Source organism: Pseudomonas sp. PSPC2-3 (genome assembly GCF_049898265.1).
Classification (GTDB): Bacteria; Pseudomonadota; Gammaproteobacteria; order Pseudomonadales; family Pseudomonadaceae; genus Aquipseudomonas; species Aquipseudomonas veronii.
Map to the genome: position 1 here is coordinate 128,062 of NZ_JAFCXJ010000009.1, position 13,983 is coordinate 142,044.

The window sequence follows — 13,983 nt, forward strand, 5'->3', positions numbered from 1 at the left end:
AGTTTTTTGAAATACAAATGCAGCCAACATGTGGGAGGGGGCTTGCCCCATCCCGCATTGGTTTTGCGGTGTTTTTAAGAGGGGGGGTTATTCGGCAGGTAATGTCAGGCGCTGGCCAGACATCAGCAGTGACAAACGGCTCAGGCTCATCCACGGCGAACCCGCTGCCTGGCCCTTGATTTGTGCATCGATGCGCTGGGCTTCGAGCAACAGTTGCGCCCAGCGTTGCGCCGAGTGCCGCTGCAGGGCTTTGCTCATCAGCGGTTTGCGCTTGTCCCAGACCGGCGGTCTGGCTTGGCTGAAGCATTTGTCCAACGGCGTGCCCTGGCTGTATTGCAGCGCAATATTGGCCAGTACCCGCAACTCGCGAGCCAGCGCCCAGAGAATCACCGGCGGTTCCACGCCTTCACCGCGCAACCCTTCGAGCATGCGCAGGGCGTGCGCAGGCTCGCCATTGAGGATGGCGTCCACCAGCCCGAACACGTCAAAGCGCGCGCTGTCAGCCACCGCGCCTTGCACGGTTTCGACGGTGATCTGCCCGTCTTCTGCCATCAGCTTGAGCTTTTCGATCTCTTGGGCGGCGGCAAGCAGGTTACCTTCGACCCGGGCGGCGATCAGTTCCACTGCGTCCTGCGTGGCCGACAGCCCCGATTGGGACAGGCGCTGACGAATCCACTGCGGCAACTGATTGCTGTCCACCGGCCAGATCTGGATGAACTGGGTCTGTGCCCCTTCCACCAGCGCTTTGCCCCACTTGGTTTTCTGCGCGCTGCCGTCGAGCTTGGGCAGGCTGATCAGCAACACCGTGTCTTCGGCAGGCCGCGAACAGTACTCGATGAAGGCCGCCGCGCCCTTGTCGCCGGGCTTGCCCGACGGCAGGCGCAGTTCCAGCAGGCGTTTTTCGGCAAACAGCGACATGCTCGCGCCGGCTTGCAGCAGCGTGCCCCAGTCGAAACTGGCGTCGGCGCTGAACACCTGGCGTTCGTCGAAGCCTTGCTGGCGCGCGGCGGTGCGAATGGCGTCTGCCGCTTCCTGGCACAGCAACGGGTCATCGCCGCTGACGATATAGACAGGCGCGAGAGCACCTTGCAGGTGTTTGGCGAGTTGGGCGGGGGCGAGTTTCATAGGCGCGATGAACGGGGCGCCTGGGGCGCCCCGTCTGGCTTAGTCTACAGGGACTTCAACAGGCGATTGTTTCGGCGTGTTGTTTTCGTACTCTTGCGCGGCTTTCAGGGCGTCGGCGTCAGCCTTGGCCTTGTTGTCGGCGGTCTGTTGCAGCAGTTCCAGTTTTTCCGGCGTCAGCTGTTGCAGGCGCAGCATCACGCGTTGGACCAGCTCACGACGCATTTCTTTGCGCACCTGGGTCATTTCCGAGTCCGAGCCCACCAGGTTGTTGCCATCGTGGCTCACGACCTTTTGCACTTCGATCTTGTCACCCATCAACGGCAGATGGTCGCGGCCCTGCATTTCAAACGTCAACGAAGTGATCAGCTCGATATCGGACGCACGGCCAGCGCTGGCGTAGCTGAGGTTACGCTGGGTTTCTTTCTCGTCGGCCAGGAACAGCTTGTAGGTCGCGCCGGTGTAGACGTGTACGCCACTGTTTTTCAGGGTGTCGCGCAGTTGCACAACGGTTTCGCCGTAGGCGTTGCGGGCGCTGACGTCCAATTCCTTGATGGTCAGTTCATTGGTGCCGGTACCGCGCAGCTGGAAGCCGCAAGCGCTCAGCAGCACAGCAAGGCCCATCACCAGCAAATTGCGTTTGATCATTTTATTGCTCCCCTTGAAACCATGCGGGCCTTATCGAGGCCCTGAAGGTTTAGTTCGGCGCAGCGCTCAAGCCCTGCGCCCGATCCGATTTAGCTGGCGACGATATTGACCAGTTTACCCGGCACGACGATCACTTTGCGGATCGTCAGGCCTTCGGTAAAGCGCAGCACGTTCTCGTTGCAGCGCGCGGCCGCTTCGACGTCTTCGCGGCTGGCGCTGGCCGGCATGTCGATCTGGCCACGCAGTTTGCCGTTGACCTGGATCACCAGTTGCAGCGTGTCCTGGACCAGCGCGCTGTCATCCTGCACCGGCCAGCGGGCGTCAATGACGGCTTCGCTGTGGCCCAGGCGGTGCCACAGTTCGTGGCTGATGTGCGGCGTGATCGGGGCCAGCAGCAGGGTGACCGTCTCGAGGCCTTCGTGAACCAGCGCACGCTCCTGTTCGGTGGCTTGCGGGGCTTTTTCCAGCACGTTCATCAGCGTCATCACCTGGGCGATGGCGGTGTTGAACTTGTGGTTCTGGCCCACATCCTGGCTTGCTTGCTTGATGGCCAGGTGGGTGCTGCGGCGAATGGCTTTCTGCTCGTCGCTCAAGGCGGCCACATCCAGCTTGCCCGGCAGGCCCTGGCTGACATGGGCATGGGCCAGGCGCCAGACGCGCTTGAGGAAACGGTGCGAACCTTCGACGCCGGAGTCGGACCATTCGGCGCTCATGTCCGGCGGCGAGGCGAACATCATGAACAGGCGGCAGGTGTCGGCGCCGAACTGGTCGATCATCGACTGTGGGTCGACGCCGTTGTTCTTCGACTTGGCCATCTTCTCGGTGCCACCGATTTCCACCGGCAGGCCGTCGGCGATCAGCTTGGCGCTGATGACCTTGGCTTTGCTGTCGCGCTCGAGCTCGACATCCGCCGGGTTGAACCAGGTGTAGCTGCCATTGGCTTCGCGACGGTAATACGTCTCGGCGATCACCATGCCCTGGGTCAGCAGGTTCTTGAACGGCTCGTTGGAGCTGACCAGGCCTTCGTCGCGCATCAGCTTGTGGAAGAAGCGCGCGTACAGCAGGTGAAGAATGGCGTGTTCGATACCGCCGATGTACTGATCCACCGGCAACCAGTGGTCGGCCGCCGATTTCTCGACCAGGCCACCCTCGTAGTGCGGCGAGGCATAACGGGCGTAGTACCACGAGGACTCGACGAAAGTGTCCATGGTGTCGGTTTCGCGCTTGGCTGGCTGGCCGCATTTCGGGCAGCTGCACTCGTAGAACTCAGGCATGCGCGCCAAAGGCGAACCGGCGCCGTCCGGCACCACGTCTTCCGGCAGGACCACCGGCAACTGGTCTTCCGGCACCGGCACGTCACCGCAGGTTTCGCAGTGGATGATCGGGATCGGGCAGCCCCAGTAACGCTGGCGGCTGATGCCCCAGTCGCGCAGGCGGAACTGGGTGCGCGAGGCACCGAGGTTTTTCTTGATCAGCGCGACTTCGATGGCGTCGAAGGCACCGGCGAAGTCCAGGCCGTCGAACTCGCCGGAGTTGATCAGTTCACCGTGCTCACCGTAGGCGTCTTGCCACGGGGCCGGGTTGGTGTCGCCCGAGCTGGTGCGTACCACGGATTTGATCGGCAGGTTGTACTGGGTAGCGAATTCGAAATCGCGTTCGTCGTGGGCCGGCACAGCCATTACTGCGCCATCGCCGTAGTGCATCAGCACGTAGTTGGCGACCCATACCGGCAATTTTTCGCCGGTCAGCGGGTGCTCGACGAACAGCCCGGTCGGCAGGCCTTTTTTCTCCTGGGTGGCGACGTCGGCTTCCGCCACGCTGCCGCCTTTGCATTCGGCGATGAACGCCTGCAGCTCAGGGTTGTTGCGTGCGGCCTGGCTGGCCAGCGGGTGTTCCGCGGCCACGGCGACGTAAGTCGCGCCCATCAGGGTGTCCGGACGGGTGGTGAAGACTTTGAGGGTACCCGCTTCGCCGATCGAATCGACGTTGTACGGGAACTGCACTTCCATGCCCTTGGACTTGCCGATCCAGTTGCGTTGCATGGTCTTGACCTGTTCAGGCCAGCCCGGCAGGTCGTCGAGGCTCGACAAGAGTTCATCCGCGTAGGCGGTGATCTTGAAGTAGTACATCGGGATTTCGCGCTTTTCGATCAGCGCGCCGGAACGCCAGCCGCGACCGTCGATCACTTGCTCGTTGGCGAGCACGGTCTGGTCGACCGGGTCCCAGTTCACGGTACCGTTCTTGCGGTAGATCACGCCTTTTTCGAACAGGCGGGTGAACAGCCATTGTTCCCAGCGATAGTAGTCCGGCTTGCAGGTGGTCACTTCGCGGGACCAGTCCACCGCCAGGCCCAGGCTGCGCAGCTGGGTCTTCATGTAGGCGATGTTTTCGTAGGTCCACTTGGCGGGCGCTACGTTGTTCTTCATCGCGGCGTTTTCCGCCGGCATGCCGAAGGCGTCCCAACCCATGGGTTGCAGGACATTCTTGCCTTGCATGCGCTGGTAACGGGAAATCACGTCGCCGATGGTGTAGTTACGCACATGCCCCATGTGTAGCTTGCCGCTGGGGTAAGGGAACATCGATAGGCAATAGAACGTCTCCTTGCCCGGCTGTTCACTGACTTCAAAGGACTTTTGCTCATCCCAGAAGGTTTGGGCGGCATTTTCTATTTCACGGGGCTGATATTGTTCGTGCATGGCTACTTTTGAACTAAATAGGGGTGGCCTAATCCTCTTCGGTGCATTGTCCGAGCTGGCCGACACCATAAAGCGCCGTGTCCGTGCCCAAACCCTGCGGGAAGTGGAGTTACAGGAAGCGCCGTAGCATACATGACCCCACTCTATCGAGGGAAACCCTGATTGCGCGGTCGAGGCCGTCTGTCGCGGCGCCGGGCAGGCGCAGCCATGGGGGCTACGCTGTTTATTGGGGAGTGAGTCTTATCTTCAATGAGGTGAGGGGATGGTGGAATCGCAGCGAATGTTATCTAAACCGGATGTGTACCAAGGACTCATCGACCGTTTGGGTCGTGCATTGGATGCAGCAAGTACGGCGGGTCGATTGCGTGATGAGCAGCCCGTCGAGTTGGAACTGCGAGGCTTGAGCCACGCGGAGCTGGAACTGATCAAGGCTTACCTGGCAAGGAACGAACGTTCGGCCTTTACCGGCGTGGCGAGCACGCCGCCCAACGAGCCCGTGCGGTCGGCCAAGGTGGTGTGGCTCAAGGATGTGTCAGCCGCTCGCGGCCCGGAAAAACATCGGTCCGTGCGGTTCAAGTAATACATGCCCCTTAGTTTCCTGATCATCGCTGACTCTGCTTCGTTCTTGTAAAGATTGTCGCTAAACCCCGTTACACCTTAGGCTTCGGGCATCTATGGAGATGCTCGATGCCTATTCGTTATTTCATCAAACAACTGCTGTTGCCGCCCGGCATTCTCTTGCTGTTGCTGGCCCTTGCCTGGTGGTTTCGCCGCAGCCGCCCGCGCCTGGCCGGCTGCTGCTTTGCCCTCGGCCTGGGCGGGATGTGGCTGATGAGCCTGCCGATCATGGTGCAGTGGGGCGCGCGCGCCCTGGAGACGGCGCCGCCGTTGGCCCGGGAGGACTGGTCGAGCCTGGCCCGACGCGCCGATGCCATTGTGGTGCTGGGTTCGGGGCGCGAGCGTGGCGACCCGGCCTGGGGTTCGGACCAGCCAACCGGCATCGGGCTGGAGCGTCAGCGCTACGCCGCGCGATTGGCCAAGGCCTCCGGGCTGCCGGTGCTGACCAGCGGCGGTTTGCATTACGGCACACCGCCCAGCGAAGCTGAGTTGATGGCGGTGTCGATGCGGGACGACTTCGATGTGGCGGTGCGCTGGAAGGAAGAGCGCAGCCGCACCACCTGGGAAAATGCGCAGATGAGTGCCGAGATTCTGTTGCCCGAGGGGGTCAAGCGCGTCGTGGTGGTGACCCAGGCCTGGCATATGTCGCGTGCGGTCTGGAGCTTTGAAAAAGCCGGTTTCAGCGTGGTGCCGGCGCCGGTCGGCTTCCTCGGCGAGGATAACGCCCGGCCGCTGGGCGGCTGGATGCCGGAGTTCAAGTCGGTGTGGCAGAGCGGGCAGTTGCTCAATGAGGCGGTGGGGCAGGTGGGGTATCGGTTGTTCTACCGATAGCACCGCAAATCAAAATGTGGGAGGGGGCTTGCCCCCGATTGCGGTGTATCAGTATCAAATCTACTGACTGACACACTGCTATCGGGGGCAAGCCCCCTCCCACATTGGGTTCGGTTTGATTCTGTTAGACGGTTTTGGACATCCGGCCGGCCAGCAGCGCCCAGCCAAACAACACCAGGCACACCACGATCAGCGGCCACGAACGCCATTGCAGGTACGGCGTGAGGTTGTGCATCGGCACCACTTCGCCATAGAGGATGCCGCGCTCGAACTGCGGGATCTGCGCGGTGATCTGCCCATACGGGTTGATCAGCCCGGTCACGCCGTTGTTGGTGGCGCGGATCATCCAGCGGCCGGCTTCCAGCGCACGCATCTGCGCCATTTGCAGGTGCTGCAAGGGGCCGATGGAGGTGCCGAACCAGGTGTCGTTGCTGATGGTCAGCAGCAAGTCGCTCTGGGCCGAGAGGCTGGCGGCGAATTCCGGGTAGACCACTTCATAGCAAATGAACGGTGCAATCTGATAGCCCTTGGCCTGTAGCATCGCCTGGTCGGACGGGCCGCGGGCGAAGTCCGACATGGGCAGGTCGAAGAAGGCAATCAAGCCGCGCAGCATGTCCTGCAGCGGCACGTACTCGCCGAAGGGCACCAGCTTCTGCTTGAGGTAGGTGCCGTCACCTTCGCCCACGACGGTGATGCCGTTGTAGTAGCGCTTCTGGTGATGCACTTCCTGGCGAATCGGCACGCCGGTAATCAGCGCGGTGTGCCGTTCGGCAGCGAACTTGCCCATCATCCCGAGGTAGCCCTCGACGGACTCCTTGAGCACCGGCACGGCCGTTTCCGGCCATATCAGCAGGTCGACCCGCTTGGAGCTGAAGCTCATGTCGCGGTACAGCGCCAGTTGTGCATTGAGCTGCTCGGGGTCCCACTTCATGCTTTGTTCGACGTTACCCTGGATCGCCGCCACACTCAGCGGGTCGCCGGACGGTGAAGTCCAGGCGTGATGCTTGAGGGCCAGGCCGATGGCCCAGGGCGCCACCAGCAGCAACAGGCCAGCGCCGATGAAGGCGTTGCGCTGGGTCGCCAGCAGGCGCGGCAGGTTGCACAGCAGGGCGGCGGTCAAGGCCAGGGCGAAGGAAATCAGCCACATCCCACCCAGCGGCGCGAGGCCGGTGAGGGGGCCGTCAAGTTGGCTGTAACCGGAGTACAACCAGGGAAAACCGGTCAGGAACCAGCCCCGGAACGCTTCCTGGCCGACCCACAGCGCCGCAAACGTCAGGGCATCGGCCAGTGGCGCTTCATTGCGCCGCAGCCAGCGCGCCCACAACCAGGCGGGCAGGGCGAAGAACAAGGCAATGGCGGCGGTGAACGCCAGCATCAGCAAGCCAGCCAGCAACACCGAAGCGCCGCCGAAGTGGTGGATGCTGTAGTAGATCCAGCTGGTGCCGGCGCCAAACAGGCCGAAACCGAAACACCAGCCACGGCCGAGGGCCTGGCGTGGGGACAGCTCGCGCAGCCCGATATAGAACAATCCGGCCGCGACCAACGCAAGCGGCCACAGATCGAATGGCGCCAGCGCCAGGGTGGTGATGGCGCCAGCCACCACGGCCAACAAGTTGCCGGGCCAGCCGGGAGCGATGAAACGGCGCATGTCAGTCCTTAACGGGCAATAGGTGTCAGGCGAATCAGATGAATCCGGCGGCTATCGGCATTCAGGATGCGGAAGCGATAAGCGCCGATCTCGGTGGTCTCGTTACGTTTGGGCAAGTGCCCGAACGCACTCATCACCAGGCCGCCGACGGTGTCGAACTCGTCGTCGGAAAATTCGCTGTCGAAGAACTCGTTGAAGTTCTCGATCGGCGTCAACGCCTTGATCAGGAAGTCACCGCTCGGCAGCGGCTTGATGTAGCTGTCTTCTTCGACGTCGTGCTCGTCTTCGATATCGCCGACGATCTGTTCCAGCACGTCTTCGATGGTCACCAGGCCGGCGACGCCGCCGTATTCGTCAATCACGATGGCCATGTGGTTGTGGTTGGCGCGAAACTCGCGCAGCAGCACATTCAGGCGCTTGGATTCGGGGACGAAGGTGGCCGGACGCAGCAGGTCCTTGATGTTGAAGCTGTCGCCGTTCTCCTTGAGGATCAGCGGCAGCAAGTCCTTGGCCAACAGGACACCCATGACGTCGTCATGGCTTTCGCCGATCACCGGGTAGCGCGAGTGCGCCGAGTCGATCACGGCCGGGAGGAATTCCCGTGGGGTCTGGGGCGCCTTGATGCTGATCATCTGCGAACGCGGGACCATGATGTCCCGAACTTGCAGGTCAGCCACCTGGATGGCGCCTTCGACGATGGCCAGCGCTTCGCTGTCCAGCAACTTGTTCTGATGGGCCTCGCGCAGCAGCTCCAGCAGCTCCTGGCGGTTTTTCGGCTCGTGGGCAAAAGCCTGGGTCAGTTTACCCAGCCATGACTTTTGCCCGTTGCTCGATCGGTCTTCGCTCATAGCGATTACTCTAAATCCTTTGATGTTTCAGTTGAGTGTTGATCAGTTTTCGTCATCTGCATACGGATCAGGGTGACCCAATTCTGCAAGCAACGATCGTTCCAGTGCTTCCATTTCTTCGGCTTCGTCATCGTCTATATGGTCGTAACCCAACAGATGCAAGCAGCCGTGGATGACCAGATGAGCCCAATGGGCTTCAAGGGCCTTGCCTTGTTCCTGCGCCTCACGCTCGACGACTTCGACGCAGATCACCAGGTCGCCCAGCAACGGGATATCCAGCAGTTCGTCGGGTACGTCGGCGGGGAAGGACAGCACGTTGGTCGCGTAATCCTTCTGGCGCCAGGTGTGATTCAGTTCGCGGCCTTCGGGTTCGTCCACCAGGCGGATGGTCAGCTCCGAGTCGGCGGTGCGCTGGCGCAGGGCCAGGGCGCACCATTGACGGAACTGCTCTTCACTGGGGGCGTGCGCGTCGGTTGCCAGTTGCAGGTCAAGCTCAAGCATCGCGGCGGGTGTCCTTGGCCGGGGCGTCGTCGCGGTGCTCGAAGCGCTCGTAGGCTTCGACAATGCGCTGGACCAGCGGGTGGCGGACGACGTCCTTGGGCATGAAGTGCGTGAAGCTGATCCCCGGCACGTCTTTGAGCACCTCGATCACCTGGGCCAGGCCCGACTTGGTGCCCTTGGGCAGGTCGACCTGGGTGACGTCGCCGGTGATCACGGCGGTGGAGCCGAAACCGATACGGGTGAGGAACATTTTCATCTGTTCGACGGTGGTGTTCTGGCTTTCGTCGAGAATGATGAAACTGTTGTTCAGCGTCCGGCCGCGCATGTAGGCCAGTGGGGCGATCTCGATCACCTGGCGCTCGATGAGCTTGGCCACGTATTCAAAGCCGAGCATCTCGTAGAGCGCGTCGTAGAGCGGGCGCAGGTACGGGTCGATTTTCTGTGCCAGGTCGCCGGGCAGGAAGCCGAGCTTTTCGCCGGCCTCGACCGCCGGGCGCACCAGCAGGATGCGGCGCACTTGCTCGCGCTCCAGGGCGTCGACGGCACAGGCCACGGCCAGGTAGGTCTTGCCGGTACCGGCGGGGCCGATGCCGAAGTTGATATCGTTACCGAGGATTTCTTTGACGTAGCGCTGCTGATTCAAGCCGCGTGGGCGAATCATGCCCTTTTTGGTGCGCAAGGCCACGCTGGCTTCGGCCACCGGGTTGTTGGCCAGGTCTTCCACGGCCGATTCCTGCAGGTACAGGTGGACCGTTTCCGGCGACAGCTCACTACCCTTGGTTTCGCGGTAGAGGCGGCGGAGCAGGTTTTCTGCAGACGTGGTGTGCTGGGGTTCACCAATCAGCTCGAATTGATTGCCGCGGTTGCGGATCTCGATGCTCAGGCGTTGTTCGATCAGGCGCAGGTGCTCGTCGAACTGTCCGCACAAATTGGCGAAACGGCGAGCCTCAAACGGCTCGAGGAGAAAACGATGGGGTTCGATGGGTGCGTTCAAGGTCGCTTTTAGCCGCCCTTTGGCTGTTGAGGTGAAAGAGAGGATAACGCCACGCGCCAGTGTGCGAAAGCACTTATCCAGCCCGATCCAGTGTGGGAGGGGGCTTGCCCCCGATTGCGGAGTGTCAGGCAGCTCATGTGCTGCTGATGTACCGCAATCGGGGGCAAGCCCCCTCGCACATTTATTACACCAGAGAGCCGCGCAACGAGTGCGGTTGCGCCGCATCGATGTGGACATCGGCGAACTGGCCGATCAGGGTCGGGTTGTCGCAACGGAAGTTGACGATGCGGTTGTTCTCGGTGCGCCCTTGCAGTTCGCCCGGGTCTTTTTTCGAGTAGTCGGTGACCAGGATGCGCTGGGTGGACCCGACCATTTGTCGACTGATCTCGAACCCCTGCTGGTTCAGGCGATGTTGCAGGGCGTTCAGGCGCTCTTTTTTCAGCTCTTCCGGGGTCTCGTCCAGCAGGTCGGCGGCAGGCGTGCCGGGGCGCTGGCTGTAGACAAACGAGTAGGAAAAGTCGAAACCGACGTCTTCAATCAGCTTCATGGTCTGCTGGAAGTCTTTCTCGGTCTCGCCGGGGAAGCCGACGATAAAGTCCGAACTGATGCAGATGCCCGGCACTGCCGCGCGTAATTTGCGCAGTTTGGATTTGTATTCCAGGGCGGTGTGGTTGCGTTTCATCGCCGACAGGATGCGGTCCGAACCCGATTGCACCGGCAAGTGCAGGTGCTTGACCAGCTCCGGCACTTCGGCGTGGGCCTGGATCAGGCTGTCGGAGAACTCCAGCGGGTGCGAGGTGGTGTAGCGAATGCGCTCGATGCCATCCACCGCGGCGACAACCCGGATCAGCTCCGCGAGGTCGGCCAGGCGCCCGTCGTGGGTCTGGCCGCGATAGCCGTTGACGTTCTGGCCCAGCAGGGTCACTTCACGCACGCCGTTTTCGGCCAGGTGGATGATTTCTGACATTACATCGTCAAACGGCCGGCTGACTTCTTCACCGCGGGTGTAGGGCACCACGCAGAAGGTGCAATACTTGCTGCAACCTTCCATCACCGACACGTAGGCGCTCGGCCCATCGATGCGCGGCTCGGGCAGATGGTCGAATTTTTCGATTTCCGGGAACGAGACGTCGACCTGGGGCAGCTTGGTGAGGCGCGCGGCGTCGATCATTTCCGGCAGGCGGTGCAAGGTTTGCGGGCCGAAGACCACGTCCACGTAGGGCGCGCGGTCGCGGATGGCTGCGCCTTCCTGGCTGGCGACGCAGCCGCCGACGGCAATCACCATCTCCGGGTTGGCCAGTTTCAATTCACGCCAGCGGCCCAACTGCGAATACACGCGGTCCTGTGCCCGTTCGCGGATCGAGCAGGTATTGAGCAGGATTACGTCGGCATCTTCGGCGCGGGCGGTGACTTCCAGGGCCTGATGTTCACCCAGCAGATCGACCATGCGCGAGCTGTCGTACTCGTTCATCTGGCAACCGTGGGTTTCAATGTAGAGCTTCTTGGCCATGGGAATCGTCAACTGGTGGTAAAGAACCGCGCATTATAGGGGTCATGTCCATCGGTTCCTAGCACTGTGCATCGGGTGCCATGCTATAGTTCGCGCCCTCTTTTATATCCCCGATGTGTTCCCCGCCCACCATGACCAAACGTGAAGCTCCAATCTATAAGGTGATTTTCCTCAACCAGGGCCAGGTGTTCGAAATGTACGCCAAGCAGATCTATCAAAGTGATCTGTGGGGCTTCCTGGAAGTGGAAGAGTTCGTCTTTGGCGAGCGCACACAGCTGGTCGTCGACCCGGGCGAGGAAAAACTCAAGGCCCAGTTCGAAGGCGTGGTGCGCAGTTTTGTGCCGATGCATTCGATCGTGCGTATCGATGAAGTCGAGCGCCTGGGCACGCCGAAGATCAGCGAAGCGCGTGGCACGAGCAATGTCATGCCGTTTCCGATGCCGATGCCTGAGAAGTAGGGAGTTTGTAGCGAGGGCGCTGGCTCCCTCGTCACCGGTCGATCAGGGCAGGGGCGAGAACGGTGAGCGCCCATCCGCACTCTGCAGTTCCTGCAGATAATTGCGGAAGATCTGGCCCAGCACCTGGGTCGCCAGTTCCAGTTCATCGCGCTGCATGTGTTCGGCAACTTCGTCGGCGGTGTCCAGCGCGTCTTCGGCGCCGTTGACCGCGGCCATTTTCAGCACGATATACGCCTGGACGTTATTGGCCGGCACCCCTTCGCCTTTGAAGAACATGGTGCCCAGCTGGAATTGCGCCTGGGCGTGGCCCTGCAGCGAGGCTTTTTCGAAGTAGTTCAACGCTTTGTTGAGGTCGCGCGCGGGGTTCTTGCCGTCGTGGTAGTACTCGCCCAACTCGTATTGCGCCTGCGCATCCCCGCCGTCGGCCTGTTTCTGGCACGCGCTCAGGGCTTCGGCCTGGCTGTCTGGCTGGGTATTGAGGGTGCAACGACCCATCGCTGGGATTAACAACGAGTTGCCGCCTGCTTGTGCATGTGCCAGCAGCGGCTGAAGGAGCAACAGGCAGCCCAGGACCAGGGTGCGGCCGGTGCGTTTCATGGGAATCGACTTACCTCTGACGGGGCACGCGGACCCTCGGGGGTCCAATAAGCGCGCATTATGAAATAAGCAGACCTCTGCTTACAAAGTCTTTACTCGTTTTTCTGCCGGTTGGGCAAGTTATCTGCCGGATTGCAGGTGATTTCTCGAGAAAACCAGGAAAAGTCTGTAAGCAAAGTAGCAAATCTGACGCCGCCGGGGGCGACGTCAGAATGCTGTGCCGGTTATTTCAGGGCGGCGAAGGCGCGCTCGGCAGCATCCAGGGTCAGTTTCAACTCGGCGTCGCCATGGGCGATCGAGGTGAAGCCGGCTTCAAAGGCGCTCGGTGCCAGGTACACGCCGCCGTCCAGCATCAGGTGGAAGAAGCGCTTGAACAGGCCGGCGTCGCTGCCCATCACGTCCTCAAAGGTGACGATATCGTCGGCGCCGCTGAAATACAGGCCGAACATGCCGCCTGCTTGCGTGGTGACAAACGGAATGCCAGCGGCATCGGCGCGCTGTTGCAGGCCGTCGAGCAGGCGGGAGGTGTAGTCGGTCAGCTCGGCATGGAAGCCCGGGCGGCTGATCAGGCGCAGGGTGGTCAGGCCGGCGGCCATGGCCAGCGGGTTACCGGACAGGGTGCCCGCCTGGTACACCGGGCCCAGCGGCGCGATGTATTGCATGATTTCGCGCTTGCCGCCGAAGCAGCCCACCGGCATGCCGCCACCGATGATCTTGCCGAAGGTGCTCAGGTCCGGCGTTACGCCGTAATGCGCCTGGGCGCCACCGAGGGCTACGCGGAAGCCGGTCATCACTTCGTCGAAAATCAGCACCACGCCATGCTTGTCGCACTGTGCGCGCAGGCCTTCGAGGAAGCCCGGGGCCGGCGGTACGCAGTTCATGTTGCCAGCGACCGGCTCGACGATGATGCACGCCACCTCCTGGCCCACTTCATTGAGCATCTGCTCGACGGCGGCGATGTTGTTGAACGGCAGGGTCAGGGTGTGTTTGGCGAAGTCTGCCGGCACACCGGCCGAGCTTGGCACGCCCTGGGTCAGCGCGCCGGACCCGGCCTTGACCAGCAGGCTGTCGGAGTGACCGTGGTAGCAGCCTTCGAACTTGATGATGCTGTCGCGGCCGGTGAAACCGCGGGCCAGGCGAATCGCGCTCATGGTGGCTTCGGTGCCGGAGCTGACCATCCGCACCATCTCCATCGACGGCACGATCGAGCAGACCAGGTCGGCCATCTCGGTTTCCATCGAGGTCGGGGCGCCGTAGGACAGGCCGTGTTGCAACTGCTGGCGCACGGCGTCGAGTACGTCCGGGTGGCTGTGGCCGAGGATCATCGGGCCCCAGGAACCGACGTAGTCCACATAGCGCTTGTCGTCTTCGTCGGTGACGTAGGCGCCTTCGGCATGCTTGAAGAACAGCGGCGTGCCGCCGACGCTCTTGAATGCACGCACGGGGGAGTTCACACCGCCGGGGATGTGTTTCTGGGCATCGGCAAACAGGGTTTCGGAACGGGACATGATC

13 protein-coding genes are annotated in these 13,983 nt (G+C 61.8%); 3 read left to right on the forward strand and 10 right to left on the reverse strand.

Annotated elements, in window-relative coordinates; all coding sequences use genetic code 11:
- Nucleotides 1-87 precede the first annotated feature (87 nt).
- From holA to leuS, 3 genes are all read right to left on the reverse strand, one after another.
- Nucleotides 88-1,125: a DNA polymerase III subunit delta gene (holA, locus tag ACP7E3_RS21315; protein ID WP_046381932.1), complete on the reverse strand. Its 1,038-nt coding sequence runs from the start codon at nt 1,123-1,125 to the stop codon at nt 88-90.
- Nucleotides 1,126-1,164: 39 nt separating this feature from the next.
- Complete coding sequence (gene lptE / locus ACP7E3_RS21320) at nt 1,165-1,770, reverse strand: LPS assembly lipoprotein LptE (RefSeq protein ID WP_017848334.1); 606 nt, start codon at nt 1,768-1,770, stop codon at nt 1,165-1,167.
- A gap of 89 nt (nt 1,771-1,859) precedes the next feature.
- Complete coding sequence (gene leuS / locus ACP7E3_RS21325; protein WP_177032031.1) at nt 1,860-4,466, reverse strand: leucine--tRNA ligase; 2,607 nt, start codon at nt 4,464-4,466, stop codon at nt 1,860-1,862.
- Between the two features lie 262 nt (nt 4,467-4,728).
- Here leuS and ACP7E3_RS21330 point away from each other — a divergent pair, with 262 nt between their 5' ends.
- Entirely contained in the window at nt 4,729-5,046 is a 318-nt protein-coding gene (locus tag ACP7E3_RS21330; protein ID WP_046381934.1) for a hypothetical protein, read from the forward strand.
- Nucleotides 5,047-5,153: 107 nt separating this feature from the next.
- On the forward strand, nt 5,154-5,915 hold the full coding sequence (locus ACP7E3_RS21335; protein WP_426124273.1) for a YdcF family protein: 762 nt from the start codon (nt 5,154-5,156) through the stop codon (nt 5,913-5,915).
- 124 nt (nt 5,916-6,039) lie between these two features.
- Here ACP7E3_RS21335 and lnt read toward each other — a convergent pair whose 3' ends face one another.
- The 5 genes from lnt to miaB all read right to left on the reverse strand — a co-directional run bounded on the left by lnt (nt 6,040) and on the right by miaB (nt 11,416).
- On the reverse strand, nt 6,040-7,563 hold the full coding sequence (gene lnt / locus ACP7E3_RS21340) for an apolipoprotein N-acyltransferase (protein WP_017848329.1): 1,524 nt from the start codon (nt 7,561-7,563) through the stop codon (nt 6,040-6,042).
- A gap of 8 nt (nt 7,564-7,571) precedes the next feature.
- Nucleotides 7,572-8,411 carry an HlyC/CorC family transporter gene (locus ACP7E3_RS21345; protein WP_017848328.1) on the reverse strand — a complete coding sequence of 280 codons (840 nt, stop codon included), beginning with the start codon at nt 8,409-8,411 and terminating at the stop codon, nt 7,572-7,574.
- Nucleotides 8,412-8,453: 42 nt separating this feature from the next.
- Nucleotides 8,454-8,912, reverse strand: a complete 459-nt coding sequence (gene ybeY, locus ACP7E3_RS21350; protein WP_079444779.1) for an rRNA maturation RNase YbeY — start codon at nt 8,910-8,912, stop codon at nt 8,454-8,456.
- Entirely contained in the window at nt 8,905-9,906 is a 1,002-nt protein-coding gene (locus tag ACP7E3_RS21355) for a PhoH family protein (RefSeq protein WP_017848326.1), read from the reverse strand. The genes ybeY and ACP7E3_RS21355 overlap by 8 nt, the downstream gene beginning before the upstream one ends.
- Nucleotides 9,907-10,090: 184 nt before the next feature.
- Nucleotides 10,091-11,416, reverse strand: coding sequence for a tRNA (N6-isopentenyl adenosine(37)-C2)-methylthiotransferase MiaB (miaB, locus tag ACP7E3_RS21360; RefSeq protein WP_017848325.1), 1,326 nt, complete (start codon nt 11,414-11,416; stop codon nt 10,091-10,093).
- 131 nt (nt 11,417-11,547) lie between these two features.
- Between miaB and ACP7E3_RS21365 the strand changes: the two genes are divergently transcribed.
- Complete coding sequence (locus tag ACP7E3_RS21365) at nt 11,548-11,874, forward strand: DUF1820 family protein (RefSeq protein ID WP_003194436.1); 327 nt, start codon at nt 11,548-11,550, stop codon at nt 11,872-11,874.
- Between the two features lie 42 nt (nt 11,875-11,916).
- Here the strand turns inward: ACP7E3_RS21365 and ACP7E3_RS21370 are convergent, their stop codons facing one another.
- Nucleotides 11,917-12,471 (reverse strand): tetratricopeptide repeat protein, encoded by a 555-nt coding sequence (locus tag ACP7E3_RS21370; protein WP_017848324.1) that lies wholly within the window; start codon nt 12,469-12,471, stop codon nt 11,917-11,919.
- A gap of 224 nt (nt 12,472-12,695) precedes the next feature.
- Nucleotides 12,696-13,979, reverse strand: a complete 1,284-nt coding sequence (gene hemL, locus ACP7E3_RS21375; RefSeq protein WP_046381936.1) for a glutamate-1-semialdehyde 2,1-aminomutase — start codon at nt 13,977-13,979, stop codon at nt 12,696-12,698.
- Nucleotides 13,980-13,983 lie beyond the last annotated feature (4 nt).